At 71.6% G+C, this 24,928-nt stretch carries 27 protein-coding genes; 14 read left to right on the top strand and 13 right to left on the bottom strand.

Features of this window, described 5'->3' with window-relative positions; translation table 11 throughout:
- The first annotated feature begins 29 nt into the window (after positions 1–29).
- From AB0D49_RS33135 to AB0D49_RS33105, 7 genes are all read left to right on the top strand, one after another.
- Positions 30–569 carry an ATP/GTP-binding protein gene (locus tag AB0D49_RS33135; protein ID WP_362765070.1) on the top strand — a complete coding sequence of 180 codons (540 nt, stop codon included), beginning with the start codon at positions 30–32 and terminating at the stop codon, positions 567–569.
- Positions 566–1,837 (top strand): cytochrome P450, encoded by a 1,272-nt coding sequence (locus AB0D49_RS33130; protein WP_362764872.1) that lies wholly within the window; start codon positions 566–568, stop codon positions 1,835–1,837. The genes AB0D49_RS33135 and AB0D49_RS33130 overlap by 4 nt, the downstream gene beginning before the upstream one ends.
- A 110-nt stretch (positions 1,838–1,947) precedes the next feature.
- Positions 1,948–3,072 (top strand): polyprenyl synthetase family protein, encoded by a 1,125-nt coding sequence (locus AB0D49_RS33125; protein WP_362764869.1) that lies wholly within the window; start codon positions 1,948–1,950, stop codon positions 3,070–3,072.
- Positions 3,069–4,682 (top strand): prenyltransferase/squalene oxidase repeat-containing protein, encoded by a 1,614-nt coding sequence (locus tag AB0D49_RS33120; RefSeq protein ID WP_362764866.1) that lies wholly within the window; start codon positions 3,069–3,071, stop codon positions 4,680–4,682. The genes AB0D49_RS33125 and AB0D49_RS33120 overlap by 4 nt, the downstream gene beginning before the upstream one ends.
- Positions 4,679–6,046, top strand: coding sequence for a cytochrome P450 (locus AB0D49_RS33115; protein WP_362764863.1), 1,368 nt, complete (start codon positions 4,679–4,681; stop codon positions 6,044–6,046). Before AB0D49_RS33120 ends, AB0D49_RS33115 begins: the two co-directional genes overlap by 4 nt.
- Positions 6,043–7,137 (top strand): hypothetical protein, encoded by a 1,095-nt coding sequence (locus AB0D49_RS33110; protein ID WP_362764860.1) that lies wholly within the window; start codon positions 6,043–6,045, stop codon positions 7,135–7,137. Before AB0D49_RS33115 ends, AB0D49_RS33110 begins: the two co-directional genes overlap by 4 nt.
- 62 nt (positions 7,138–7,199) lie before the next feature.
- Complete coding sequence (locus AB0D49_RS33105; RefSeq protein WP_362764857.1) at positions 7,200–7,532, top strand: hypothetical protein; 333 nt, start codon at positions 7,200–7,202, stop codon at positions 7,530–7,532.
- 95 nt (positions 7,533–7,627) lie between these two features.
- On the opposite strand, the gene AB0D49_RS33100 is transcribed toward AB0D49_RS33105, so the two are convergent.
- From AB0D49_RS33100 to AB0D49_RS33090, 3 genes are all read right to left on the bottom strand, one after another.
- Entirely contained in the window at positions 7,628–8,092 is a 465-nt protein-coding gene (locus AB0D49_RS33100) for a hypothetical protein (RefSeq protein ID WP_362764854.1), read from the bottom strand.
- Positions 8,093–8,203: 111 nt separating this feature from the next.
- On the bottom strand, positions 8,204–8,773 hold the full coding sequence (locus AB0D49_RS33095) for a GNAT family N-acetyltransferase (protein ID WP_362764851.1): 570 nt from the start codon (positions 8,771–8,773) through the stop codon (positions 8,204–8,206).
- Positions 8,773–9,828 carry a hypothetical protein gene (locus tag AB0D49_RS33090; protein WP_362764848.1) on the bottom strand — a complete coding sequence of 352 codons (1,056 nt, stop codon included), beginning with the start codon at positions 9,826–9,828 and terminating at the stop codon, positions 8,773–8,775. Before AB0D49_RS33090 ends, AB0D49_RS33095 begins: the two co-directional genes overlap by 1 nt.
- A 656-nt stretch (positions 9,829–10,484) precedes the next feature.
- Here AB0D49_RS33090 and AB0D49_RS33085 point away from each other — a divergent pair.
- From AB0D49_RS33085 to AB0D49_RS33065, 5 genes are all read left to right on the top strand, one after another.
- Entirely contained in the window at positions 10,485–10,700 is a 216-nt protein-coding gene (locus AB0D49_RS33085) for a hypothetical protein (protein WP_362764846.1), read from the top strand.
- Between the two features lie 365 nt (positions 10,701–11,065).
- Complete coding sequence (locus tag AB0D49_RS33080) at positions 11,066–12,181, top strand: radical SAM protein (protein WP_362764843.1); 1,116 nt, start codon at positions 11,066–11,068, stop codon at positions 12,179–12,181.
- Positions 12,178–12,795, top strand: coding sequence for a dTMP kinase (gene tmk, locus AB0D49_RS33075; RefSeq protein ID WP_362764840.1), 618 nt, complete (start codon positions 12,178–12,180; stop codon positions 12,793–12,795). Before AB0D49_RS33080 ends, tmk begins: the two co-directional genes overlap by 4 nt.
- Positions 12,792–13,604: an endonuclease/exonuclease/phosphatase family protein gene (locus AB0D49_RS33070; protein ID WP_362764837.1), complete on the top strand. Its 813-nt coding sequence runs from the start codon at positions 12,792–12,794 to the stop codon at positions 13,602–13,604. The genes tmk and AB0D49_RS33070 overlap by 4 nt, the downstream gene beginning before the upstream one ends.
- Before the next feature lie 30 nt (positions 13,605–13,634).
- A complete protein-coding gene (locus AB0D49_RS33065) occupies positions 13,635–13,988 on the top strand; it encodes a MazG-like family protein (protein ID WP_362764835.1) in 354 nt (117 codons plus the stop codon).
- A 173-nt stretch (positions 13,989–14,161) separates the two neighbouring features.
- Here AB0D49_RS33065 and AB0D49_RS33060 read toward each other — a convergent pair whose 3' ends face one another.
- The 10 genes from AB0D49_RS33060 to AB0D49_RS33015 all read right to left on the bottom strand — a co-directional run bounded on the left by AB0D49_RS33060 (position 14,162) and on the right by AB0D49_RS33015 (position 22,919).
- Complete coding sequence (locus AB0D49_RS33060; protein WP_362764832.1) at positions 14,162–14,674, bottom strand: hypothetical protein; 513 nt, start codon at positions 14,672–14,674, stop codon at positions 14,162–14,164.
- Positions 14,675–14,709: 35 nt separating this feature from the next.
- Positions 14,710–15,579, bottom strand: coding sequence for an IS5 family transposase (locus AB0D49_RS33055; RefSeq protein ID WP_362764829.1), 870 nt, complete (start codon positions 15,577–15,579; stop codon positions 14,710–14,712).
- A 230-nt stretch (positions 15,580–15,809) separates the two neighbouring features.
- Entirely contained in the window at positions 15,810–16,817 is a 1,008-nt protein-coding gene (locus tag AB0D49_RS33050; RefSeq protein WP_362764826.1) for an asparaginase, read from the bottom strand.
- Positions 16,818–16,859: 42 nt separating this feature from the next.
- Complete coding sequence (locus AB0D49_RS33045; RefSeq protein ID WP_362764823.1) at positions 16,860–18,365, bottom strand: transcriptional regulator, XRE family protein; 1,506 nt, start codon at positions 18,363–18,365, stop codon at positions 16,860–16,862.
- Positions 18,362–18,490, bottom strand: a complete 129-nt coding sequence (locus AB0D49_RS33040) for a hypothetical protein (RefSeq protein WP_362764820.1) — start codon at positions 18,488–18,490, stop codon at positions 18,362–18,364. The genes AB0D49_RS33045 and AB0D49_RS33040 overlap by 4 nt, the downstream gene beginning before the upstream one ends.
- Positions 18,491–18,572: 82 nt before the next feature.
- On the bottom strand, positions 18,573–19,166 hold the full coding sequence (locus AB0D49_RS33035; RefSeq protein ID WP_362764817.1) for a DUF6624 domain-containing protein: 594 nt from the start codon (positions 19,164–19,166) through the stop codon (positions 18,573–18,575).
- Positions 19,163–21,037 carry a glycoside hydrolase family 15 protein gene (locus AB0D49_RS33030; protein WP_362764814.1) on the bottom strand — a complete coding sequence of 625 codons (1,875 nt, stop codon included), beginning with the start codon at positions 21,035–21,037 and terminating at the stop codon, positions 19,163–19,165. Before AB0D49_RS33030 ends, AB0D49_RS33035 begins: the two co-directional genes overlap by 4 nt.
- A 90-nt stretch (positions 21,038–21,127) precedes the next feature.
- Entirely contained in the window at positions 21,128–21,679 is a 552-nt protein-coding gene (locus AB0D49_RS33025; protein ID WP_362764811.1) for a DUF6302 family protein, read from the bottom strand.
- Entirely contained in the window at positions 21,676–21,912 is a 237-nt protein-coding gene (locus tag AB0D49_RS33020; protein ID WP_362765067.1) for a DUF5999 family protein, read from the bottom strand. Before AB0D49_RS33020 ends, AB0D49_RS33025 begins: the two co-directional genes overlap by 4 nt.
- Positions 21,913–22,238: 326 nt before the next feature.
- Positions 22,239–22,919: an ATP-binding protein gene (locus AB0D49_RS33015; protein WP_362764808.1), complete on the bottom strand. Its 681-nt coding sequence runs from the start codon at positions 22,917–22,919 to the stop codon at positions 22,239–22,241.
- Between the two features lie 339 nt (positions 22,920–23,258).
- On the opposite strand from AB0D49_RS33015, the gene AB0D49_RS33010 reads away from it, so the two are divergent.
- Entirely contained in the window at positions 23,259–24,122 is an 864-nt protein-coding gene (locus AB0D49_RS33010; protein ID WP_362764806.1) for a helix-turn-helix transcriptional regulator, read from the top strand.
- A 3-nt stretch (positions 24,123–24,125) separates the two neighbouring features.
- Complete coding sequence (locus tag AB0D49_RS33005) at positions 24,126–24,476, top strand: DUF397 domain-containing protein (RefSeq protein WP_362764803.1); 351 nt, start codon at positions 24,126–24,128, stop codon at positions 24,474–24,476.
- Positions 24,477–24,928 lie beyond the last annotated feature (452 nt).

Genomic DNA, 24,928 nt, shown 5'->3' with positions numbered 1-24,928 from the left:
TTCCCGGCACCGACCACGAACGGCTCAAGATCCTCGTCGGTGGGCCGCTCGCCGTCGGCAAGACCACCCTCATCAGATCGGTCTCCGACATCCCGACCCTGCACACCGACGAGACCATGACCCAGGCCGCGGCTGGCGCCGACCCGCTGGGTCCCGGCCTGCCCGCGAAGACCACCACCACGGTGGCCATCGACTTCGGCCGCCTCACCCTGCACGAGGCCCGCATCGTGCTCTACCTGTTCGGCACACCCGGCCAGAGCCGCTTCCGCCCCCTGTGGGACGGCATCGTGGAAGGCGCCCTCGGCGCGCTGGTCCTCGCCGACACCAGCCGTCTCGAAGAGTCCTTCCCGGTCATGGACCTCTGCGAAGAACGCGGCCTGCCCTACGCCGTGGCCGTCAACCAGTTCCCCCACGCCCCCCGCGTGCCGCCGGACACCCTGCGCGCGAGCCTCGACCTGGCCGACGAGACACCGCTGGTGTCCTGCGACGCCCGGGAGCGGTCCTCGGCCCTGGACGCGCTGATCACCCTGACCGCCCGCCTCGTCCACCACGCTGGAGCCACCCGATGAACCCGACACCGGGTCGCGCCGTGCCGCTGTACGGTGCCGCCCACGCCGCAGACCCCGCGGCCAGCTGGGACCGCCTGCGCCGCCAGGGCCCCGTCGGCATCGCCGAGATCGATCCCGGCGTCAGCGTCTACGTCGTCACCGACCCCGCAGCGGCCCTCACCCTGCTCAAGGACACACAGACCTGGTCGAAGGACTCACGCGGGTGGATGGACAAGGTGCCGCTGGACAGCCCCGTGCGGCCCAACATCGCATGGCGCCACAGCCTCTTCTTCACCGACGGTGAGGAACACGCCCGCCTCAGGACGGTCATCACCGACAGCCTCCGCCTCCTGGACCCCCAGCGGGTCAGGGAGATCACCCTGCGCTCCGCGGACACCCTCCTGGCACGCCTCGCGCCCGGCGGGAACGCCGACCTCGTCGGCCAGTACGCGCGCCGGCTTGCGCCCATGGTCCTCAACTCCCTGTTCGGGATGCCCGACCAGGACGCCCCCCGCCTCCAGCACATACTCGAGGCGCTGATGGGCACCGACCTCGCGGCCAGGGCCGCCGGCGAGAGCGCACTGAACGAGTACGTCACCACCATGGTGGCGTCGAAGACCGCCCGGCGCGGACCGGACCTGGCCTCGTGGTTCCTCGACCACCCCCACCGGCTCACCCCGGGCGACGTCGCCGAGCACTTCGTGATCACCGCAGGAGCGGCGTTCCCCACCCTGACCGGCCTCATCGCCAACGCACTCGTGCGGATCCTGTCCGACACCCGCTACCGCGGCACCCTCACCGGCGGAACACTCACCGTCGAGGCCGCCATCGACGAGGCCCTGTGGCAGGACCCCCCGCTGGCCATGTACAGCCTCCACTTCCCCCGCACCGACGTCCGCCTGCACGGCACCCCGATCGCCGCGTGGGCGCCGGTGATGGTGTCCTACGCGGCCGTCAACACCTGCCCCCGCACCGGCAGCACCGCCCCACACGGCCACCGCTCCGGGATCAAGGCCCATCTCGCGTTCGCCGCCGGACCCCACGCCTGCCCCGCCCGCTCCACCGCCCTGCTCGTCGCGGCCACCGCGATCGAACGCCTCATCTCCCGCCTGCCCGACATCACACTCACCGTCCCCCCGGACGAACTGCGCTACGCGCCCGGCCCGTTCTACCGGATGCTCACCTCGCTGCCCTGCCGCTTCACCTCCCACACACCAGGCCCCGGCGCCACCCGCCGCGCACGCATCCCGGTCCAGCCGAGCGCAGCGACAGCACCAGCCGCCACCTGACCACACCGCGCTCACTGTCCCCTGGCCCGCACCCTGCCGCACGAACCCGTCCCAGCCCGGGACGCGGGCTCAGCGGTCTCCTGTCCCTGCGTGAGGAGACGGAATCCGTCATGACGCTGACCGGCCACGAGGCACCCGCACCGTCACCCCCCACCCCGACCCACGACTGCCCGGACCCGCTGGACCCGGCCGCCGTCCGCTGTGAAGTGGACACCGCCCTCGCCGCGTTCCTGCACGAACAGGCCCGCGCGGCACCCGGACCCGAACTGGAACCCCTGCTCGCCGCACTGCGCTCGCTGCTCCACAGCGGCGGGAAACGGTTGCGTACCCAGCTGTGCCTCACCGGCTGGCACGCCGCGGGAGGACACGGCGAACGGGACACGGCCGTCCGGACGGCGGCGGCCCTGGAACTGCTGCAGGCCGCCGCCGTCACCCACGACGACGTCATGGACGCCAGCATGCTGCGCCGCGGCGCACCCGCCGCCCACCAGGCCCTCGCCACCGCGTACACCGACCGCGGCGGGCGCCTCGGCCGGGCCGGGATACACGGCCGCAGCGCCGCCGTCCTCCTGGGCGACCTCGCGCTCGCCTGGTCCGGCGACCTCCTCGGCAGCACCCCGCTCCCGCCGGGCTCCCGCGAACGCGTCATGCCGCTGGTGTCCGCGATGCACACCGAGATGGTCTACGGGCAGTACCTCGATCTGCTGTCCGCCGGCACCCTGTCCGACGACGCCGCAGCCGCACTGACCACCGCCCGCTACAAGACCGCCACCTACACCGTCCAGCGCCCCCTGCACATCGGAGCCGCCCTCGCCGGTGCCGGACCCCGTCTCCTTAACGCCCTCAGCGGCATCGCCCTGCCCCTGGGAGAGGCGTTCCAGCTGCGCGACGACCTCCTCGGCGTGTTCGGAGACCCCGCCCTCACCGGGAAACCGGTGGGTGACGACATCCGCCACGGCACCGCCACCGTGCTGCTGGCCCTCGCCCTTCGCCGCGCCTCGACGGGCCAGCGGCACCTGCTGCACCACGTCGTCGGCCGCGGGAGCCTGACCGGCCACGACCTCGCACGCGTCCGCACGATCCTGGAACAGACCGGCGCCGCGGGCCAGGTCGAGGGGATGATCCGCGACCGGCACCGCCAGGCCCTCGACGCGCTGGAGCGCGCCCCGCTGCCCGGGGCCGCCGTGGCGGCCCTGCGCCGGATAGCCGACACCCTCACCACGAGGCAGTCATGAGTCCCACCGGGATCTCCAGTGGGTTCGCGACGGCGGCCGGGCGCCTGATCGAGGACGTCGACGCCGACGCCTGGGGCAACGTCAGCGTCTCGGTGTACGAGACCGCGCGGGTGGTGTCGCTGGCGCCGCAGCTCGCCGGAAACGGACCCCGTCTGGCGTGGCTGATGGACCAGCAGCACACCGACGGGAGCTGGGGAGACGGCCCCGCCCCCTACCGGCTGCTTCCCACCCTCAGCGCGATCGAGGCCCTCCTCGCCACAGTCCGCCGCAACACTCCGCCGGACAGCCGCCACAACTGGCTTGTCGCGGCGGCCGGGGCGGGGCTGGCCCACCTGCGCGCCGCCGGACGGCGCGGACCGTGGCCGGACACCGCCGCCATCGAAGTCCTCGTGCCCCACCTGACCTCACTGATCAATGAGCACCTCGATCAGGCGGGCGCCGCGGACGGCTCAGGTCTCGGGGTGCTGGCACGGGGACCGCGTATCGCGGTGCCGGCCGGGTTCCGGGCCGAACTCCACCAGGAGAGCGCCCGCCGCTACGGGTCGTTCGCTGCGGTTCCCCCGGGGCTCCACCACACCTTCGAAGGCATCCCCCGCCCGCCCGGCCCGCTCCCGCCCGCGGACGTCCTGCCGGGCGGACTGCTGGGCAGCTCCCCGGCCGCCACCGCCGCCCTCGCCGCCACCCAGCCCCGGCCGGATCTGCGGGACGAGGCGGGGCGGGCGCTGGACGGCGTCGCCGCCCGCTACGGCGGTCTCTTCCCCGAAGCAGCCCCCCTCGCCGTGTTCGAACGACTGTGGGTCGCCGCCGCGCTCACCCCGCGCGCCCTGCCCGCCACCGCCGTCGCCACCGCTGCGGCATGGGCCCGCCGCGCGATCACCGGCGACGGGGTGCGCGGCGCCCCCGGACTCCTGCCCGACGCCGACGACACCGCCATGGCCGTCCTCGTCACCGCCCTCACCAGCCCCCCGGGCGATCCGGTCGATCCGTGTCCGCTGGCAGCGTTCTGGGCCGAAACCCACTACCACTGCTACCCGGGGGAGAGCACCGGCTCGGTCACCGCCAACGCCCACGCCCTGCAAGCCCTCAACGCCTGCGCACCCGATTCTGCCCGCCAGCCGCACCGCGACGCGGTCCGCGACTGGCTGACCGGCCGGCAGCGACCCGACGGCTCCTGGCACGACAAATGGCACGCCTCCCCCTACTACGCCACCCTCCGCTGCGCCGACGCCCTGACCGGCCACCCCGGCCCCGCCGCCCGCACCGCCGTCCGGGCCGCAGCACGATGGGTCCTGGACACCCAGCGGGCGGACGGAACCTGGGGAGTGTGGTCCGCCACCGCCGAAGAGAGCGCCTACGCGGTCCGCACCCTCGAACATGCAGCCGCCCGCGATCTGCCCGGACACCACCAAGCCCTCGAACGGGCCCGGCCGCACCTCGCCGACATCCACCGCACCCCCGGCCACCGGCATCCGCCGCTGTGGCACGACAAGACCCTGTACGCCCCCCACGCCGTCATCCAGGCCGAACTCCTCACTGCCCTCGACATCCTCCACACCCGCCGCACCCATGGCCCGCAGCCCGCCACCGCGCCCCCCGGAGGCCCTCGATGACGGCCCGCCCCCACCGCCTGCCGCCGATGGCTCCCGGACGCCTGCCCCTCCTCGGGCACGCCGTCCCCCTGCTCCGCGACCGCCTCGCCTTCCTCCAGCAGCTGCGCCACCACGGCCCCGCCGTCCGCATCGCCGCCGGACCCCGGACCCTGACCGTGGTCAACTCGCACGACCTGATCCACGAGATGCTCACCCGCCAGGCCGACTCCTTCAGCAAGGGATTCCTCTTCGAGCGGCTGAAACTGTTCGGCAGCGACGCACTGCCCGTCGCCGAAGGACCACGCCACCTGGCACGCCGCCGCCTGCTGCAGCCCGCCTTCCACCGCGAACAGGTCCACTCCTACGTCGCCACCATGCGCGACACCGCGCAGCCCCTGATCGGCGCATGGCACGACGGACAGACCCTCGACCTCAAGACCCGCATGCAGCTCATCACCCAGAACACCGTCATGGCCGTCACCCTCACCGCGCGTCCCGGCCCCGCACACGCCCGCGCCGTCCTGGACAGCGTGGACACCGTCTTCAAAGCCGCCCTGCGCCGCGCACTGCTGCCCCTTCCCCTGCTGGAGCGGCTCCCCACCCGCCGCAACCGCACCACCACAACCGCCCAACGTGTCCTGCGCACCACGGTCACCGGGATCATCGCCGCGCACCGCGCCGAGCCCGACGCCCACCACGACGTCATATCCCTGCTCCTCGCCGCCCGCGACGACAACGGAGCAGCCCTGAGCGACGACGACATCCTCTCCGAGGTCACCGGCCTGCTCGCCGCCGGCTCCGAGACCACCGCCGTCGTCCTGGCCTGGCTCTTCCACACCCTCGCCCACCACCCCCGCCACGAAGCCGCCCTGCACACCGAAGTCGACACCGTCCTCGGCGAAGGCCCCCTCACCGCAGCCCACCTGCCACGCCTGAACGTCACCCGCCGCCTCATCACCGAGACCCTGCGCCTGTACAGCCCCGCCTGGCTCGTCACCCGCCACACCCTGCGCCCCGTACACCTCGGGCCAGCCTGGCTGCCCGCCGGCACCGACATCGTCTTCAGCCCCTACACACTCCACCGCGACCCGCACCTCTACCCCGACCCGCTGGCCTTCGATCCCGACCGCTGGCTCCCGGACCGCCCCCAGCCGCCCAAGGCCGCGTTCATCCCGTTCGGCGCCGGCAAACGCCAGTGCATGGGCGACGCCTTCGCGATGACCGAGGCCCTCGTCGTCACCGCCCTCATCGCCTCCCGGTGGCGGCTGCGGCCCAGCCCCGGCACCCCCGTCCGGCCCGCCGGAGAGATCACCGTCCACCCCTACGGCCTGCACATGACCGCACACGCCCGCACCGGCCCCGCCGTGACGAGGAGAACACGGTGAGTCCCACCGGAGAACCCGCCGCCACCGTGCACCTCCCCGACTGCACCACCGCCTTCCCCGGCCCGTACCCCACCAGCCCCCACGCGGCACACACCGAAGCCCACCTGCGCCAGTGGCTCGACCGGTTCCCCCTGATCCCCGGCGACCGGGCCCGCACCCTTCTTGCGGGCATCACCGGTCAGGGCATGGCCAGAGCCCTCCCGGACGCCGACCCCGACTCCCTGGCCCTGTGCGCCGAACTCCTCGCCTGGCTCACCGCGTTCGACGACATCCACGGCGAAACCGCCAACCCCCACCAGCCGGACCGCCTCACCGGCCTCATCGACCTCGCCACCGCACTGACCGCAGCCCTCAACACCGACGGCCCGCTCCCGGCAGGCCCGTTCCCCGCCGCACTCGACCACGTCCTGACACGGCTGCGCGCCCGCGCCCGCCCCGACCACTACCAACGGCTCACCAGCCGCATCCGCGGCAACCTCATCGGCATCGTGTGGGAAGCCCACCACAGGACCAGACCACAAGACGTCACCCTGACCCTCTACCGCACCGTCCGCCCCACCACCGTGTTCGTCCACACACTCATCGCCTGCGCGCAACTCCTCGACGACACCGAACCACTGCCGGACCGGCACCAGACCGCAGTGCTGCGAGGCGCGGAGACGGCCGTCGCAGACCTCGCGGGATGGGCCAACGACATCGCCTCCTACCCCAAAGAGGCGGCAGCACAGACCCCCACACCCCCGCTCAGCCTCGTGACACTCCTCATAGCACGGGACAGCCTCACCCCGCACGCTGCTCTGGCCGAAGCCGAACGGATGTGCCAGGAGCGGGCCCGCACAGCCCGCACACACCTCGACGCGCTCGCCGCCGACGCCCGGGAACCGGTCAGACGGCACGCCAGGATCATCGAACACGTCGCCCACGCCTACCTGTGGCACCTCGGCCACGAACGCTACACAGCACACCCCGCACGGACCGGCCAGCACGTGTCCGACGGTCCCCCGCGGCGTCCGGCCTCCCCGGCAGATGTGTCGGCAGGCACTGTGCCCCGAGCAGATCGCGCCGGGACGCGAGGGCTGAACCCTTCCTGAAGTCATGTCTCTGACAGAACGATCCCTGAGATGCTTCGCTGCCCGGGATCGAAGGAGGGGCCATGGGGATTGAACTGGAGTTGCACTCGGGGCGGCCCACGCGAAAGGGGTCGTCCTGCGACACCTTGCTGCGGGGCTCCTACCAGCACGGCGAGGCGTTGGCGAGAGCGCTGAGCACTCTCGACCGGCGTGGCTCGGGCAAGCTCGGCTGGGTGGACCCGTACGGCGACACACTGTTCAACGAACAGGAAGCGCACGTCGCCCGCCAGGAAGCCGCCACCCTGGAACAGGCGTGTACGGACGCCCAGCAGAAGGCGGCTCTCTCCGACCTTGCCGAACTCCTTGAAGCGTGCGCGACGACCCCGGGAAGCTACTTGTGGTTCATGGGCGACTAGCCATACCTCCCTGGCCAGCGCAAGGCCCGCCGCGCGTACGAGAACCGCGCTCGCAGCGACCGGACCATGACCGATCTCTCAGCGCCAAGAGGGCGCTACGTCACCAGGCCCTGGTCGGTGACGGCCGCCAGGAACTCCTTGGTCTGCGCCACGGGTGTCCCGCGCAACGGCGGACTCGGCGGCGCTGAGCCGGCCAGGTCCGAGTACCTCGCGTACACGCGCTCGACCGCGGCCCGCATCTGCCGCTGCCGGTGCTCCTCCACGACCCGGGCGTAGGGCTCCGGGATCTCACGCTTGTCGTGGATGCCGATGAGTGTCGTCGAACCCTGGCCACCACCGAACCCGTAGGTTCCAAACCTCCAGCCGAGCTCACGCGCCGCCTTGCGCAGCGCGGCCCGGATCAGGTCCAGGCCGCCCAGTTGCGCGGCGGTCTCGACCGGCACGTGCACCTGGAAGGTCCCGCCGTAGCCGCCGGCGCCTTCAGGCCCGCTGCGTTCCAGAAGCGGCACCAGAACCTTCGCCAGCGCCACACACCGATCGTCCTTCGCGTACGACACCATGACGGCGAACCTACCGGCAACGGGCAGCCCGGATCACACGGAGTTCGCCCAGGGCGGCCCGCGGAGTCCAGGATCACCGCCTTGTACCACGGGGCATCTGTGCGTTCGGGGTCAGGAGACGGCTGGCTGGCTGTTCAGGTCGAGGACCATCGCCTGGTAGAAGGGGGCGTCCTCCCAGGGATGCGAGATCCCGACGGGCCGGTATCCCCAGGCGGCGTATGCGGCCTGTGCCGGTGCCGCCTCGGGTTCCGGGCGGACGGTCAGGGTCACCCGCTGCACGGGGAGGCCGTCGAGCATCACGTCGTGAAGCCCCTTGGCGATGCCGCGCCGCCGCCACGGCCTTCGTACGGCCAGTTCCAGGATGACCCAGGTGCGGGTGCCGGTCTCGTGGGTGAAGTCCTCGGCCAGGTCCTCGTGGACGTTGCCCCACCAGCCGGTGTCGGCGGGCAGGTAGTAGCCGTACGAGAAGCCCACGACCTCGCTGTCCTCGCGGGCGATGATCAGGCGCATCCCCTGGCGGCGGACGTGGTGGGCGTAGTGCTCGATGAACTGGGTGACGTCCGAGGGGCCCTCGCTGTACGGGGGCTCGGCGTAGACCTCCTGGTAGGCCGGGAGGAAGGTGTCCAGTGCCGCCGCGGCGCCCTCCGGGCCGTCGTGCCGCTCGTAGGTCACCTCGGGCATCACGCGGCCTCCTTCGCCAGGCGGTACTCGGTGAGTTCTTCGGCGGCGGCCCGCGCGGAACGGGCGTCGACCGCCTGGAGCGACTTTGTCACGGTGGTGAGGCGGCGCATCACCCGGCCGGACTCGACTTCTTCCAGGGCCTCCAGGCTGCCGACCGCGTGCGCGGCGGCTTCGTCGACCTCACCGGCGTTGACGAGGGCCAGCGCCAGCGTGATCCGGTAGAGCGCCCGGTTGCGGCCGTAGCTGGCTTCCTGGTGCGCGAGCGCGGCCGACAGGAACCGTGTGGCCGCGCGGTGGTTGCCCAGATCCGTGTAGAGCAGACCGTGCGCGTAGTCCAGTTCGGCGTGCCCGTGGAAGTCGGCCCACTCGGGGCAGGGGCGGCCCCGGTCCTGGCGGTCCACGAGCTGGAGCGCGGCGGACAGGCGCCGCTTCGCGTCCGTGCCGTTGGCCATCAGTGACAGGGCGCGGGCTTCGCGGACGGCGATGAGGGACTGCAGGACCGGCGAGCCGAGATGGGTGGCGCGCTCCTGCGCGGCGCGGGCCAGCTCAAGGCCGTCGCGGGCGCGGCCCTCGTGGCACGCCTGGAGGCTCATGGACGAGAAGACCAGGATCTCCAGGTTGGTGTCGCGGAGCATCGTGGCGGTGGTCAGGGCCTCGCCCCAGTACCTGCGGGCGTTGTCCTGCTCGTCGGCGTCGTAGTAGAGCCATCCGCAGTGCTCGGCGGTCTCCCCGGCGAGGAGCTGGAGCTGACGGCCGATGGTGTCCGGGTACTGGCCGGTGTTGATGATGCGGCGGACGCGCCGCAGGTGCCGGACGGCCAGCGAGCGGACATCGCCGCCGCCGAACGCGTTGTCGAGCTGGAACAGCGAGCTCAGGTGCGCCCGGAGTGCCAGGAGGTGCGTGGTGCCGACGGCACCGATCCCGCCGGGTGGGCCGGCCGGTCCCGGGGGGTGGGGAAGGCTCAGGCCGGCCGCGACGCCGATCCCGTCGGCCATGAATACGCGTCGGTCCACGGAGGTGCTGCCCTTCTGCGCGGGGAGTGCTGCACTGCCCACGGTCGCACCTGGCGGAGGCCCGGGGAACCCGAGTTCGAGCGGTGACACCCCGAACATCGCATGCAAAGTCCTCCATGCGCGAGCCCGGGGCGCGGGCGGGTTCGGCCGCTTCCAGCGGCGATACTGACGGTCGGTCAGCGTCACAGCCTCGCCGAGGACATCCGCGGTGGCCTCGAAGGCCTGCAGGAACTCGCCCGTGCTCTCCCAGCCGTGTAACAGACAGGCTTGCTCGAAAGGCGTCAGCGCATCCACCCGGTCACCTCCGGTGAATTGAACACTCCTGACAGTAGCGACCCTTCTCGCGCCGGAAAGACCGCTCGCCGCGGAAAGTCCGCCGCAAAGTCCGCCCGAAGGTCCGGCGCGCCGGGTTGATGCGGAGTTGGCTCGTACATGAGGGCGCCAACTCGACGGTTGGCCACGACCGGCCTGGGAGTGCAGAGCAATGCCGAGGACACGAACGAGAGATACCGGAGCCCCAGGCGTCAGCCGCGCCGCTGCAGTCACATCAACGGCAGGCGAGTGCGCGGTGGCGACCGGCCGCTGGTTTCCGGCACCGGCCCGGCTCGGGGCTGAGGCGTGCGCCAGGTGGAGGGAAGAGGGCGAGACGTGGCTGCGGTCCGGCGTCGCGGCGCCCGGAACGACGACTGCGCAGCGGTGTGACCCGCCCGGACGACGACGTGGTCCGTCTTGCCGTGGTCGGCCTCCGCAGGGAGCTGCCCAAGCGGCGCGGTTCTGGCAGCGACGACGAGTCCGGGCGCGGCCCGGAGACCGTCACGGCCCCGACCGGCGACCAGCGGGTGCCGAAACCGCTGCCCTGGGGGACGCGGATGCGGGCCGGCCTGACCGCCCGGAAGGCGGAGCCCGATGAGTGAGCGGACCAAGCAATTCCTCTGTGCGGTCTCCGTGGCGGCCATCATGTGCGCGCTGTACTACGGCATCCTCGGGAACTCCGGTGCCTGAGCCGACCTGGCTGACCGGCTTCTGCCGGCGCTGCGACGGCGGCGGCCCCCCGGTGATGTGGATCGGCGACATCCACAACCCCGACTTCGGCCACGCCCCCCTTCTACGCGTGCGAGCCCTGCATCCTGCGCCTCACCGCGCTCATGCGTGCGCGCGCCCTCAGCCCGGCCGACTCGGTCGGCTGACCCCGTTCCCCGCCCCCGGGCGTGCTGCTGAGGCGTACGCCGGGGGCGGGCTCCACCGTCCCGCCCACCCCACCCCACCGTGGAGGTCATCTGTGTCCGGACGCGCCATCAATACCGGGGAGCAGGCCGTGTCCTGCTACTTCCGGACGACCGTGGACGCCCCCCACCGCAAAGCCCTCGTCCAGATCTGCGAGCCCTGCAACGCGCTGTGCGCTCACTGCTTCGTCGTGGCCACGAGGCGCGGGAACTACATGCCGGTCGGCGATGTCCGGGACCGCCTGGTCCCGCAGCTCGCCGAGGCCCGGGTCGAGAAGGTCACGATCACCGGCGGGGAGCCGTTCATGCACCCCGACCTGACCGGGATCGTTGCCCTGTTCCGGGAGGCCGGCATGTCCGTCGGCGTCTGCACCAACGGCACCCTGTGCACGGACGAGCAGATCGACGCCCTGGCCGCGCTGGACGCGCACATGAACGTCAGCCTGGACGGCTTCGCCGAGGAGTCCCACAGCATCTTCCGGGGCCTGCCGGGCTGCTTCGCCGAGACGATCGACACGATCAAACGGTTCGCGGCGGCGGGCATCCTCCAGGGCCTGCTGTGCACGCCGAACAACCTGGCCGAGGACAAGGAGTACCGCGAGCTTGCCGGGTTCGCCCGCGAGCAGGGCGCCAGGTACGTCCTGATGAACCCGCTCGGCCCGATGGGACGCGGCGCGTCGAAGACAGCGCAGGGCCGGCTCCGGGCCCCCGAGGAGCAGATGCGCGAGATCGCGGCGGGGACCGCCGCCTTCGAGGCGGACGGACTGGAGATGGTGAACATCCGCTTCCCCAACGACGGCAAGCCCCTCGGCGGCTGCGAGGCCGGGAACATCATCTACGTGTTCACCGACGGCGGCGTGGCGATCTGCCCCTACCTCGTCTTCGCCGCGCGCACGTCCGCGTCCCGGCATCCCGACTCCGACTTCCTCGTCGGCAACGTCTGGGAGCACGACGACATCGCCGCGCGCCTGGACGCGTATGGGAAGTTCTCCGACCGCTGGGACCTCGGCGCCAACGCCACCTGCGGGTCGTGCGCGCTGTCGGCGTCCTGCGGCAAGGGCTGTCCCGCCGCGGTGGTCGCCGGCGGCGAGCGGATCGGCGCCGTCGACAGCGAGCTGTGCCCTGTCATCCCGCAGCAGACCCACCACCTCCCCCTGGTCGGTGTGTCGTGACCGGTCTCTTCGTCAGCATCGACGGACCCGGCGGAGTCGGGAAGTCCGTCGTCACCGCCCTGGTCGCCGAGAAGCTGCGGGACGGCGGACGCGCCGTGCTCCAGACCCGCGAGCCGTCCGACACGCCGCTGGGCAGGCTCGCCCGCAGCGGCACCGACCTGTACCAGGGCATGACGATGGCATGCCTGATCGCCGCCGACCGGTACATGCACGTCGACGAGGAGATCCGGCCGGCCCTGGCGCGGGGCGAGACCGTCGTCTGCGACCGGTACGTCGCCTCCTCGCTCGTCCTCCAGGTCCTCGACGGCGTCGGCCGCGACATCGTCTGGGAGATGAACCGCCACGCCGACATGCCGGACCTGGCCGTCATCCTCAACGCACGCGCGGACGTCATCAGCAAGCGGCTGGCCGAGCGCGGCCCGCACAGCCGCTACGAGCGCGAGGCGGGTTCCAGCGAGCGGGAGTGCGCGCACTTCCTCGAAGCCGCTAGGTTCCTGATGGCAGCCGGTGTCCGCGTCCTCCAGCTCGACACGAGCACCGCGGGGCCGCAAGAGGTCGCCGCCGCCATCGTCGCGGCGATCAAGGAGCCGTGGACCATGAGGGGCAGCGCATGACCACGCTGGACGTGCTGACGTTCAACCTGAACTACCCGGGCCGGGAACGGGCCGAGCGCCAGCTCGCCTACCTCGCGGCCCGGCCGGAGCAGGTTCTCGTCCTCACGGAGACGGCGAACAACGCCGGATGCGTCTTCCTCGCGGAGCGGTTCACCGCGGCCGGCTACAGCGTGACGTTCCCGCGGCCGAAGCCCCCCGAGCGCGGCGTGATGATCGTGAGCCGCCTGGCCACCCGGCTGCTGGAAACAGGGATCACCTACCTGCCGCACCGTGCGGTGGGCGTGAGCGTGGACACCGACGAAGGACCCGTCGACATCCTCGGGCTGTACGTCCCCTCACGGGATGCCAGCAAGCACAAGACCGAACGCAAGCGGCGGTTCCTCCGGGAGGCACAGCAGGTGCTCCCCGACGGCGCGCACGACGCGCGCCGGATCGTGCTGGGCGACTTCAACGTCCTGGAGCCGTCCCACATCCCGCACTACCGGTTCTTCGCCCCCTTCGAGTACGAGTTCTACGACTGGCTCGGCAACAACCTGTACGTGGACGCCTTCCGGCATCTCCACCCGGACAGGCCCGAATACTCGTGGGTGGGCCGGACGGGCGACGGCTACCGCTACGACCACGCCCACGTCTCGCGCGCGCTCGTGGACAGCCTTCACGGCTGCTCGTACCTCCATGAGCCGCGCCTCATGGCCGACCGGCTCACCGACCACTCCGCGCTGACGGTGCGCCTCGCCGTGACCGCGACGGACCAGCTGCCGGTGGCCGCGCCCGGGACGGGTGGCCTGGTGCCGTCCGCCCTGTTCTGATCCATCCGTACAACCCAGCAGGAGAACGTGATGAACGGTGAGCTTGCGCCCGGCGTGGACCTTCGCGGTGTGAACCTCATCCGGGAGTGGCTGGACGCCGAGGCCGGGCAGGGCGGGGACAGGGACAAGCAGATGATGCTGCGCGTCCTCAAGATCACGGAAGAGGCCGGTGAGGTCGCGGAGGCCCTGCATGGCGCGCTGGGGGGCAACCCGAGGAAGGGCCACTCCCACACCTGGGAGGACGTCGAGAAGGAACTCGTGGACGTCGCGGTGACGACGCTCGTCGCCCTTTCGACACTCAACCCGGAGGGCTGGGAGAAGGCACTCGGCGGGAGGCTCCAGCACCTCGTCGGACGCATTCCCGGGGCCGGAACCGAGGGCTAGAGAGCTCTTCTGGCCAAACGGCTGCGGCCTATGCCAGACGGTAATTGATTGATTGCCCTTGATCTGTGCTCCGCAAGCAGCGTGAGGCCCGGCGGTCGCCTGCCTGGTTTCGTAAGCGAGAGGGTTCTGGCTCGCCCTCCGTGAACCGGTCAGGTGGGTCATGCGACGTAAGTTCAAAGGCTGTGGTTCTGGTGCGTTTCTGTGGCGAGAAAGTCGCGCGCCGCGGAGGTGATCTGGTCGCGGACGTGCTGCTGGTCCAGATGTTGATCGTTCAGCAGGTCGAGCGCTCTGGCCAGATCAACGATGGGTTGCAGCGCGTCGGGGTAGTCGAGTTCGGCTGCGGACTCCTCATAGATCAGCTTGGCTCCGTGTACGGGATCGAGCTGGCACGCCACGATCTGGCCGGCTCGCCAACGGGCCGCGGTCCATCGCGCCTTGGCAAGGTCTTCCGAGGCCAGCGGCAGCAGACCCAACTCTTCCAGCACAAGGTCGAACAGCTCATGGGCCTGCGGGTACTCACCGCGCGCGAGCCCAGCCAGCAGGGGAAGCGAGGGAACCTCGATGTCGGCCATGAGGGCGTCCAAGCCCAACTGGACCAGATAGTCGTCCGAGGGGCGATGCCAAGGGGCCATGGTCAAGTCTGCAGCGGCCATGCGGATCAGACTGATCGCTACTCCGGCGTCCACGCTGTCCCCCTCAGAGGTCGTTTTCGTCCGATGTTTCATCCCGAGATCAGGTGTTTGGTGGGGCTTTTCGGGTCGCGCCAGGAGATGGTGTTCTCGCCGGTGAGTCGGCGGGCCATGAGATCAGTCATGGCGAGGTTGACCAGGGCCTCCGAGCGGTTGGGCAGGGCTTCGTAGTCGCGGGCCAGGCGGCGGTGGAGCATGAGCCATCCGTAGGTCCGCTCCACCGCCCACCGCTTCGGGATTGGGGTGAAACCCCTGGTGCCGGGCTTGCGGGCGGTGATCTCCATGTCGATGCCGAGGGTCGCGGCGTGCTCGACGAGGTGCTGGCGGTAACCGCCGTCGACCCACACCTTGCGAACGGTGGGGTGCTCGGCGGCGACCTGGTCCAGGAGCCGGGTGCCGGCGACCGAGTCCTGCACGCCGGCCGCGGTGACCAGCACAGCCAGCAGGAGGCCGAGCGTGTCGGTGACGATGCTCCGCTTCCTGCCGACGATCTTCTTGCCCGCGTCGACGCCCTGACCGGCGGCCGGGACACTGGTGGAGGTCTTGACGCTCTGCGCGTCGATCACACACGCCGACGGTTCGCCGTCCCGTCCCTCCTTCTTCCGCAGCAGCTGCCTGAGTAGGCCGTTGAGCTGGGCGAACACACCCTCATCCGCCCATTTCGCGAAGTAGCCGTAGACGGTGTTCCAGTGCGGGAAGTCGTGCGGGAGGTAGCGCCACTGGACTCCGGTGCGATCCACGTACAAGATCGCGTCCATGATGTCGCGCAGGTCGTGCTCGGGCGGCCGGCCGAAGTCCAGGGCCCTGCCGCGCCGCTCGAAGCGCCAGGCCGAGAGCACCGGCTCGATCAGCTCCCAGCGGGCATCGGACAGATCACTCGGATACGGACGTCGCTTCGCCATGCTTCCGGCGTACCGCCCCGAACCGAGTGCGCCCAGGCGCACAGCCGCGATGACGGAAGCGCTTGGGAAACGACTTCCTGGGATGAAACAGGCCCAGACCACACCCCGCCCCAGCCGTCACCCCATCCGGCCGACCAGCACCGATGACACCACCCGCCTCACCACCACCACCACGACCCCTCACTTCAAGAATCATCGGATATGGGGGCATCAGAGATGAAAACGACCTCTCAGAAGGCGTCGCGGATCTGCCCGTTGTCGGCGCCTGCGCGCAGGAGGGCGGTGAGCAGAAGACGGGCCTTCCAGGGGTCGAGGTGGCCGGCGGGGATCAGGCCGCGGCTGATGAGGTCCTTCTCGGAGCCGTCGAATCCGTAGGTGGCGGTGAGGGTGCTGCCCGCGCCCGTGCGGGAGGCGAAGACGACCGGGATACGCGCGGCGGCGGCCTCAAGCGCGGGTACCCAGGAGGCGGGGACATGCCCGGCACCGAACGCGGCGATCACCAACCCGTCGGTCTGGCCGAGCAGGGGTGTGAGGAGACTGCCGTCGTCGCCGAGGCAGGCCGTGTACAGGCCGACCCTGGCCCGGCGGGCTGTGCCGTCGGGGAGGGGGAGGGGCGCTGGTGTGCGGGCCGGGCGGGCGAGGAGCCGCAGGGTGTTCTCGGTCACCGTGGCGAGGGGGCCGGTGTCCGGGGCGGTGAACGCGGCGGTGCTGGTGCTGTGGGATTTGCGTACCCGGGCGGGGTCGAAGACCTGGTCGTTGAAGACGACGAGGACGCCGAGGCCGAGGTCTCGGGCGGCAGGGCTGGTGGCGACGGTGACGGCGGCGAGGAGGTTGGCGGGGCCGTCGGCGCCCGCGAGGAAGGGGGCTCTCATCGCCCCCGTCACGACCACGGGGGCCCGTCCCCGGTACAGCAGGCTCAGGAGGTAGGCGGTCTCCTCCAGGGTGTCGGTGCCCGGGGTGATCACGACGCCGTCGACCGTGTCGCTGTCGCTGTCGGTGAGGGTGTCGAGGTGTGCGGCGAGGGCCTCGATGTCGTCCAGGGTCAGGGAGGCGCCGGGCTTGGCTGCGAAGGGCAGTGTCGTCACCGTGACGCCCGTCGCGGTCAGCTGCGGCACCGCGTCGAGGAGGTCCTGCGCGTCGAGGGTGGGGTGGGCGGAACCGTCGGTGGCGGAGGGGGTCATGGCGATCGTGCCGCCGAGGCTGACCACGAGGACGGTGGGAGGGTGGTGGACGGTCACGGCGTGTTCCTCAGCTCACGGGGCCGGCGGGGAGGGTTGAGCCTATCGGCCGTGCGCTTCGGTGCCGCTTTCGCCGACGAAACGGAGCGTCCGGTCCAGGGCCGTGACGGTGAGAAGGCGGCTGCGTGGCCGCACCATGGCCGGGAGTCCGCCCTCGGCCAGCGCGGCGCAGCGGGCGGTGAGCCACGGCCAGTCCAGGCGGAGGTAGGAGGCAAGGGACTTCAGACGTGCGGCCGGTGTCCGCCCGTCGAGGGGGCCGCGGGTCCGGGCGTGGGTGATCGCTTCGCGGTAGGGGTCCAGATCGGCGCGGCGGGAGGTGGTGCCGACCCGCCACACCGACTCCTCCCGCAGCCAGTTCGCGAGGATGGCCCGGTCGGCGGCGAGAACGGCCCCTTCGAGCCGGGCGTGTTCGGGCTGCGTCGACACCCACACCCTGATGCCGTGCATCTCCATCATCGCGGCCGTGAGGAAGAACAGGATCCGCTCGTAGGGCGGGCTGGCGCTGACGGTGCTCTCGGGCAGGCAGAAGACCCGGCCGGCGGCGGGCCCGGCCGCGGTGTGCTCCAGGTAGGCGTGTTTGTGGCGGAACAGAAGCCAGGGCGCGCATTCCTCCCCCGACGCCTCGCGGGCCCAGTAGGCGGGCGTCCCGTCCAGGGCGTCGAGGTGGCGGGTGATGTATTGGGCGCACAGGCTGGAGCCCAGCCAGGCGGCGCCGACGGGGGACAGGTCGGGCATCCCGGAACGCGGCGGCGCCGGATTGCGCATGGTGGCGCTGATCTCGATGTAGTGGGAGAGTTCCCCGGCCCGCTCCGACAGCGGCCCGTCGTCGGCCAGGAGCCCGTCGTCCAGCAGGTGCAGGGCCCACACGATGCCGTAGGTGAGATCGTCCAGTTCATGGGCCAGCGGAACGAGCGGAGCACGGCCGACGGCCAGCGCCGGGCGGGCGAGCGCGGAGTCCAGCATGTACAGACCCTGTCCGCCCGCCGCGCCGAGCGAGGCCAGGACCATCCCCCGGCGCGAGGAGCGGGCGAAGTCCCGCAGATGGGGCACGTCCGCTGCCGTGATCGCGGCCGACTTGTCGGCGTGCTGCGCCTCGTAGAGGTGGACGCCGATGCTGGTGCCCTCCCAGTGGGAGCCGCCGGCCAGGACCCACGTGCCGTGGATTCCCGTATCGGCATCGCCCGGGATGTGCCGGGATGTCGGCCAGTTGTAATCCAGCTGCCGTGCGGTGCTCCGGGTGCGCCGGTGCAGCGGCTGGGGCCGCAGGAACTCGCGTGCGGGGACGAGCCGTCCCAGCTGCTCGACGGACTTGCCGAAGCAGAACTCCAGGATGCGGCGGTTGTCACCGCGCGCGGTCACCTGCCCGGCCAGCCACCGGCGGAAGGTGTTCTCCGAGACCCGGACACGCTTGAGCCGGGGGTCTCCGAGACCTTCAGCGGCCTCGCCGGCCATACGGTCCCAGAACACCCTGAACCGCGGCCAGGTCACACAGTTGAATTCTGGGGTGTCGAGAAGGTGGTACAGCAGGGTGCGCGGCTGGGCTGTCATACCGTCGCCGCCTCGTCCGGTGCGGTCAGCGGACGGCGGGTCACCCTGCGGGGCGGGGCGGTGTGCGCGTGGCCCCAGGCAGCGTGCCCGCTGGCGGTGGCGGTGGCGGCCCTGGTGGTGTTCATCGGAGGGGTTCCATTCGGGGTGCGCTCCGTACGGCGGTGCTGCCCGCAGGGGAGGGGCGGGCCGGGGAGATGGCGGTGGGTGTCATGCCGCGTCCGCCGCGGCGTCCAGGACGGCGCTCCCATCGCCCGGTAAGCAGGAACGCGGGCCGGGACCGGAGGCGATCCGTTCCTGCAGGGCGGCCAGCGCGCGGGCGGCGGGGGAGAGTCCGGCCCCGGCACGGCGTGCGTCCAGGAGGGCGGGCTGCGACACGGGGCAGCGTTCGGGGCCGCCGGCGCCCAGCCGGTACTGGGTGCCGAACTCCTGCGGCTGATGGCTGTTGACCAGGGCCCGGTCCTTGAGATGGGCCAAGTCCCGCGGGCTGGCGTCCCCGGCGCGGACGGCCTCGTGCAGGAGGGTGGCGGCGGTCGCCTGGAGGCGGGGGTCGTCGTCCGCGTGCAGGGCGAGCAGGTAGGCGGCGTGGCAGGCGTCGTCGCCGACCAGGCGCCACCCCGGCCACCGGAACTTGTCCAGGACCTGCCGCAGGAACCGGGCATGGACCTGGTCGGCGCGCCGGACCTGCCTGAGGAGATCCGGGCCGAGGTCCCCGCAGACCCGGCCGGCCCAGCGGGGGATGCTCTGTCCGGCCCGGTCGGCCAGCTCCCTCGCAAGAGCGGGGTTGACGGGTACCTGGGTCATCGGCCCGCCCCGATCGGCGCCGGGGTGTGCCCGCCGGTGAGGGAGGAACCCGGGACCGCGCAGCCCTTCTCCGCCGCCGGGGTGAGCCTTGCAAGCCGCACCGCGCTCTCGACCAGACCGAGATGGGAGAACGCCTGAGGATAGTTCCCGAGGTGGCGGCCTTCGGCGGGGTCGTACTGCTCGGCGAGCAGCCCGAGGTCGCTGCGCAGCGACAGCAGACGGGCGAACAGATCGTGGGCCTCGTCCACGCGGCCGGTCAGGGCGAGAGCGTCGACCATCCAGAACGAGCAGAGCGTGAAGGCTCCCTCGTCACCGGCGAGTCCGTCGGCTCCCGCCCCCGCGCCCCCGGTCCGGTACCGGTACACGAGCCCGTCCGGCCCGGACAGCTCGCGTCGCACGGCGTCCACGGTCCCCACGACCCGCGGATCGTCGGCGGGCAGGAAACCGACTGCGGGAATCAGCAGCAGGGAGGCGTCCAGTGCCTGTGAACCGTAGGACTGGGTGAAGGTGTTGCGTACCTTGTCGTAGCCGCGGCGGCACACCTCCTCATGGACGGCGTCGCGCAGCCGTACGAGCGCGGCAAGGTCCACCCGGGCCAGGACACCGTCCCGGGCCAGCCGGATCGTGCGGTCCAGCGCCACCCAGATCATCACCTTGGAGTGCACGAAGTGCCGCCGGGGCCCGCGTACCTCCCAGATGCCCTCGTCCGGCTCCCGCCACAGCACCTTCAGCCGGTCGACGAGTCGCTCGATCAGGGCCTCGGTGTCCCCGCACCGGGCGAGACCGCCGCGGTGGGCGAGGTACAGGGTCTCGATCACCTCCCCGTACACATCGAGCTGGAGCTGCCCGGCGGCCCCGTTGCCCGCCCGGACCGGCGCCGACCCCTCAAAGCCCGCCAGCCAGTCGAGGTTGCGCTCGGGCATCTCCCGCTCACCGGAGATCCCGTACATGATCTGCAGGTTCTCCGGGTCACCGGCCACCGCCCGCAGCAGCCACCGCCGCCACTGCCGCGCCTCGTCGCGGTAGCCGGTGGCCAGCAGCGCGCCCAGGGTGACCGCCGCGTCCCTGATCCAGGTGTAGCGGTAGTCCCAGTTCCGGACACCGCCGATCTCCTCGGGCAGCGACGTGGTGGGCGCCGCGACGATCGCCCCGCTCGGCCCGTACGTCAGCGCCTTCAGCGTCAGCAAAGATCGGACCACCGCTTCCCGGTGCGGGCCGGTGTAGGTACACCGGGCCGCCCACTCCTCCCACACCCTGCGGGTCGCCGCGAGCGCCGGTCCGGACCTGACCCGCTCGGGCGGGGCCTCGTGGGACGGGCTCCAGCTCAGGGTGAACGCGACCCGCTCCCCCTCCCGCAGAGCGAACTCGGTCACCTCACCGGCTGGTACGTCACCGGCCTCGGACTCGATGTCCAGCCACACCGCGTCGGGGCCCGCGACCGCGCGCATCCGTCCGTGCGCCGAACTGATCCACGGCACGGTCGCGCCGTAGCCGAACCGCAGACACAGCTGCGACAGGGCCGTCACCGTTCCGGACACCGCCTCGGCGATACGGATCACACGCGGAGCACACCCGTCCAGGGGCATGAAGTCGGTGACCCGCAGGGTCCCGGTGGGCGTGACCCAGTCCGACTCCACCACGAGCGAGTCGCCGCGGTAGGCCCGCCGGGTCGCGGCCGGTGCGGGCTGCCTGGAGGTGGGGACCGGGCTGATGCGCCAGAACCCGTTCTCGCTGGTCCCCACAAGTGCGGCGCACACTGCGGCACTGTCGAACCGCGGCAGGCACAGCCAGCCGATCGTCCCGTCCTGGCCGACCAGAGCGGCCGTCCGCATGTCCCCGATGAGTGCGTAGTCCTCGATACGCCCAGCCATGCCATGTCCGTCCGTGCGGGGCGCCGTCCGATCCGGCGACGCCATGGTGGATAGAAGAGGGGAATGTGTGCCGTGGTCACCCGAACCCGGCTACGGCTGCGCAAGACCGCACAGATCAAGCTGCTCGGGGCCGACCCGCGACGGCGCCGCGGACGCCTGGACCGGGCCGCGGACGATGACCGCCACGCCGTCCGCCGTCAGCGGGGGAGCGGACGCCCGCTCCGGCGCCGGCTCCCCATCGCGGCCAAAGCGATCACCCATGCCGCAGCGGCACCACGGGTCGGCGGGTGACTCACGCAGGCCGTAGAACCGCGCCCGCTGCGCCTTGCTGAGGTCCGGGGGCAGTGGCTCGCCCCAGGTGACACACGGCCCGCTGCTTGCGACCCTGCTGAATCCCGGCCTGCCTTCGAGCTCCCGCGCGGTCAGCGCGGCGAAGGACGCATCGAGCATGTCCGCGCGGCCTCCGCGCCGCCCAGGGCCTGCGGGAACGGCGAGCAGGGCAATCCGGTAGCCCGCCACCGCAACTGCCTGCTCCAGCAGAGCGGGGTTGGCCAGCCGGGCCGCCCAGAAACCGAAGTCGAGCGCCTCCCCGGGCGGCAGGAGACGCACCCCGGGTCCGATCCCGGCGTACGGCGGGTTCACGGCGCCCCACCCTTCAGCGCCTGCGGGCGGCCGGTCTCGACGGGGCGCGAGGGCCCGCCGGTCCGGCCGTCGGGCAGCAGGTACCCGCCGTCCTCGAACAGGATCAGGCCGTTGCACAGGGCCGTGTAGCCCGCCGCGGGGAAGTGGTCGCGGATCTTCGCGGCCTGGCAGTCCTCGGAGTCGGCCGCCGGACAGGGGTCGCGGTGCTCGCACGCGAGTCCCGCCGCGCACATCCCGGCGAGGACTTCCTGGACCGCGAGCGCCAGCACCCCCAGGTGACTTCGGACGTGCTCGATGCCTGGGGGAACGTGCGTGTCCTTGACCGTCAGGGCTCGGTGGTAGGCGTCGGCCAGCGGGGGCGGTCCGGCACTGGCGGTGTACCCGAGTTGCATGAGCAGGCCGCGCAGCTTGCGCAGCAGCGCGTCGGCGTGACGGGCGGTCTCCACGGGCAGGGCGTGGTCGTCGAGGACCAGCGCCAGGACGTCCCTGACGGCGGCCACGGTGGGGGCATTGGTCCGTGCGTAGGGTGCGCGCGGTTCGGTGTCTTCCCGGGGCTGGCTCATCGGCCCCACCGCGCCGTGCACTGCAGGCGAGGGCGCCCGGCCGTTGCGGTGCCGCTGGTGAGCGCGGACACCGGCCCGCCGTTCACCAGTGCTGCCCTGCCGGCTGTCATCCTCGCGCGGGCCAGGCTGGTGCGCGGTACGGGTGCTGTCAGCGCGCACGTTGTGCCGGCGGCCAGTAAGAGGGTTTCGGGCATCGGGGCCGCGGGGCTCCACGGGCACGCGGACGACGGTGCCTGACCGGGAGCGGAAACGGTCTGCCGCTGCTCGCGGGTGCCCGCCGGGGGCGGGACTTTGAGGGTGCACCAGGTGCATTTCCCCGTCCCGTCGGTGCGGCGGCGGGTTCCCCAGGCCAGGGCGAGGGAGTCCACGATGACGAGGCCGCGGCCGTTCTCCTGGTCGGCGCCGGGATCGGTCATCTGGGCTGTGCCCTCGCCGGTATCACTGACCTCGATCCGGACGATGGCGCCCTGGTGGGAGAGCCGTGCTTCCACGTGTTCTCCGCCCCCGTGTTCGACCGCGTTCGTGAGCAGTTCGCTGAGGAGGGTTGCGACGTCGTCGGTCATGGGGGCGAGTCCCCAGTCGGTGAGGCACGCGCCGGCTGCTCGCCGTACCAGGCCGACCTGACTGCGGTCGGCGGGCACCGACCAGGCTGCTGAGAGTCCCGGGGGGTTGGGCATGGTTGCTCCCGTGGTTCTCGTTGTCCGTCCTCGCGTCTTCGGCGGGTGCGCGGTGCCGTCGCAGAAGACCGGCGCTGAGCTGTCCGTTTCCTTCGGCCTCTGATGCCGCGTCGGTCCCTGGCCGGCGTTGACCGGCGCTGTCGGGCACGACGTCCTCTGCCGCGAGCTGGTATCCATAGAATGCAGCTTGAATCTTCAGACTGAAAGTTCAGAATGAAGATTCACGATCACTTTCGATGTTCTGGAGGCTCTGTGGACCCGGACCGTGCACCCCGTGCCGCCCGTACGGCACACTTGCTCCGTAGCCGCCGACGTGGGCCGAAGAGGGAGCACTTGCGTATGAGCACGACTTCTCGTGGATCCGCCGGGAAGAGACGCCTTCTCGGCGCCAGGCTGCGGGAGCTGCGTGAATCTTCTGGCCTGACGACCGTGGAGGCCGGTGAGGCGATCCAGAAGTCGAACCCTACGATCAGCCGGACCGAGACCGGCAAGCGCAAGCCGCACCTTCTCGAACTGCGAGCGCTGCTGGATCTCTACCGTGCGGACGCGGCGACTGCGGCTGCTCTCCTGACGCTGCACGCGGAGATCACCGACGCGGGCTGGTGGGACGCCTACAAGGACGTCATGCCGTCCGGCCTGGCGAGCTACGTCGAACTGGAGGCGGAAGCGGCGACCTTGAAGGTCTTCGCCCTCGCCGCCGTCCACAGCCTGCTGCGCACCGAGGACTACTTGCGTGCCGTCCTGCGCGCGGGTTCGCCGACCGCCCCGGAGGCGGAGATCGGCCGGCTGACCGAGTTCCATCTGGAGCGGCAGAACCAGAGCCTGCTGCACCCGGACGCACCGGCCGAACTGATCGCCGTGATGGACGAGGCCAGCCTGCGGCGCGAGGTCGGGAGCCGCTCCGTGCTGAAGGCCCAGCTCGAACGGCTGCTCCGGCAATCGGAGTCGCCCAACGTCACGGTGCAGATCCTGCCCTTCGACAAGGGCGCGCACGGCGCGCTCAACGGCTCTTTCACGATCTTGGACTTCCCCGACCCGTCCGAGCCGTCGGTGGCCTACGTGGACAGCCCCGGCGGGAACCTCTACCTGCAGAAGTCGCCGGACATGCGGCGCTTCGAGAGAGTGCACGCGGCTCTGCGCGGCTCCGCTCTCGACGGCCCCGAGTCCCGGCGATGGCTGCACAGTGCCCTCAAGGAGATGTGAGTCATGCTGCCCGATCTGAGCACCGCCCTGTGGTGCAAGTCCAGCGCCTCGGAGACCGCCCAGGGCTGCGTCGAAGTCGCCGTCCTCGACGGCGGGTTCGTGGCCGTGCGCGACAGCAAGGACACCACCAGGGACCCGCACGTCTATCCGGCCGGTGACTGGCAGGACCTCGTCGCCTACCTGCGCGGCGAGCGCCCCGCGGCAGGCCGCATCCGGGTGGACGTCTCCGCCGGCGGAGTCACCCTGAGCGACAGCCACGACGCGGGGGTCCGCCCCCACGAGTACACCCACCACGAATGGACCTGCTTCGTCGACGGTGTCCGCAACCGCGAACCACAGCTGATCGCCGCCTGAGCACACGTCCGGACGGGAGCCGGGGGACCAACCCCGGCTCCCGCCCCGCACCGGAGGAACGCGGCGCACACCGGGCCGTTCGCCACCGTCGTCTGCGGCCAGAGCCCCGGCCAGCTCACGACATCGATCCCGCGCATCCTCGGGGCCGACGGCCACGACATCCGTGTCACCAGCCTCGGCGCCGTCGACGGCACGCCCGTCCCCGGCCTCGCCCCCTGCTACCCGCCCATGGGACCGTGCGGTGCCGTGCGAGTCCCAGCCCGGGGCGACGAGATGCTCCCGCACTACTGGGACATCGTCCCCACGACCGAAGACTGAGTCCCGGTCCGGCTTGACCGGAACCACCGAGGCCGTGCTGCTTGAAGGGCCGGGGGGAAGCCCACCGGTCCGATGTGTACGGAGGCTGAGGCACATCGCAAGGGTGCGAGTCCCCCTTCGAGCGGTCTGCTCAC

The organism is Streptomyces sp. NPDC048290 (assembly GCF_040652095.1).
Lineage (GTDB): Bacteria > Actinomycetota > Actinomycetes > Streptomycetales > Streptomycetaceae > Streptomyces.
The sequence above is the reverse complement of the archived record's forward strand: the minus strand, read 5'-3'. Positions and strand labels throughout refer to the sequence as shown.

Excerpts from the sequence above, each read along its gene's own strand:
- AB0D49_RS33130 (WP_362764872.1), top strand. The coding sequence starts at position 566 with ATGAACCCGACACCGGGTCGCGCCGTGCCGCTGTACGGTGCCGCCCAC.
- AB0D49_RS33125 (WP_362764869.1), top strand. The coding sequence starts at position 1,948 with ATGACGCTGACCGGCCACGAGGCACCCGCACCGTCACCCCCCACCCCG.
- AB0D49_RS33120 (WP_362764866.1), top strand. The coding sequence starts at position 3,069 with ATGAGTCCCACCGGGATCTCCAGTGGGTTCGCGACGGCGGCCGGGCGC.
- AB0D49_RS33115 (WP_362764863.1), top strand. The coding sequence starts at position 4,679 with ATGACGGCCCGCCCCCACCGCCTGCCGCCGATGGCTCCCGGACGCCTG.
- AB0D49_RS33105 (WP_362764857.1), top strand. The coding sequence starts at position 7,200 with ATGGGGATTGAACTGGAGTTGCACTCGGGGCGGCCCACGCGAAAGGGG.
- AB0D49_RS33100 (WP_362764854.1), bottom strand. The coding sequence starts at position 8,092 with ATGGTGTCGTACGCGAAGGACGATCGGTGTGTGGCGCTGGCGAAGGTT.
- AB0D49_RS33095 (WP_362764851.1), bottom strand. The coding sequence starts at position 8,773 with ATGCCCGAGGTGACCTACGAGCGGCACGACGGCCCGGAGGGCGCCGCG.
- AB0D49_RS33070 (WP_362764837.1), top strand. The coding sequence starts at position 12,792 with ATGACCACGCTGGACGTGCTGACGTTCAACCTGAACTACCCGGGCCGG.
- AB0D49_RS33065 (WP_362764835.1), top strand. The coding sequence starts at position 13,635 with ATGAACGGTGAGCTTGCGCCCGGCGTGGACCTTCGCGGTGTGAACCTC.
- AB0D49_RS33055 (WP_362764829.1), bottom strand. The coding sequence starts at position 15,579 with ATGGCGAAGCGACGTCCGTATCCGAGTGATCTGTCCGATGCCCGCTGG.
- AB0D49_RS33045 (WP_362764823.1), bottom strand. The coding sequence starts at position 18,365 with ATGACAGCCCAGCCGCGCACCCTGCTGTACCACCTTCTCGACACCCCA.
- AB0D49_RS33040 (WP_362764820.1), bottom strand. The coding sequence starts at position 18,490 with ATGAACACCACCAGGGCCGCCACCGCCACCGCCAGCGGGCACGCTGCC.
- AB0D49_RS33035 (WP_362764817.1), bottom strand. The coding sequence starts at position 19,166 with ATGACCCAGGTACCCGTCAACCCCGCTCTTGCGAGGGAGCTGGCCGAC.
- AB0D49_RS33030 (WP_362764814.1), bottom strand. The coding sequence starts at position 21,037 with ATGGCTGGGCGTATCGAGGACTACGCACTCATCGGGGACATGCGGACG.
- AB0D49_RS33020 (WP_362765067.1), bottom strand. The coding sequence starts at position 21,912 with ATGTGCGCGGCGGGACTCGCGTGCGAGCACCGCGACCCCTGTCCGGCG.
- AB0D49_RS33015 (WP_362764808.1), bottom strand. The coding sequence starts at position 22,919 with ATGCCCAACCCCCCGGGACTCTCAGCAGCCTGGTCGGTGCCCGCCGAC.
- AB0D49_RS33010 (WP_362764806.1), top strand. The coding sequence starts at position 23,259 with ATGAGCACGACTTCTCGTGGATCCGCCGGGAAGAGACGCCTTCTCGGC.
- AB0D49_RS33005 (WP_362764803.1), top strand. The coding sequence starts at position 24,126 with ATGCTGCCCGATCTGAGCACCGCCCTGTGGTGCAAGTCCAGCGCCTCG.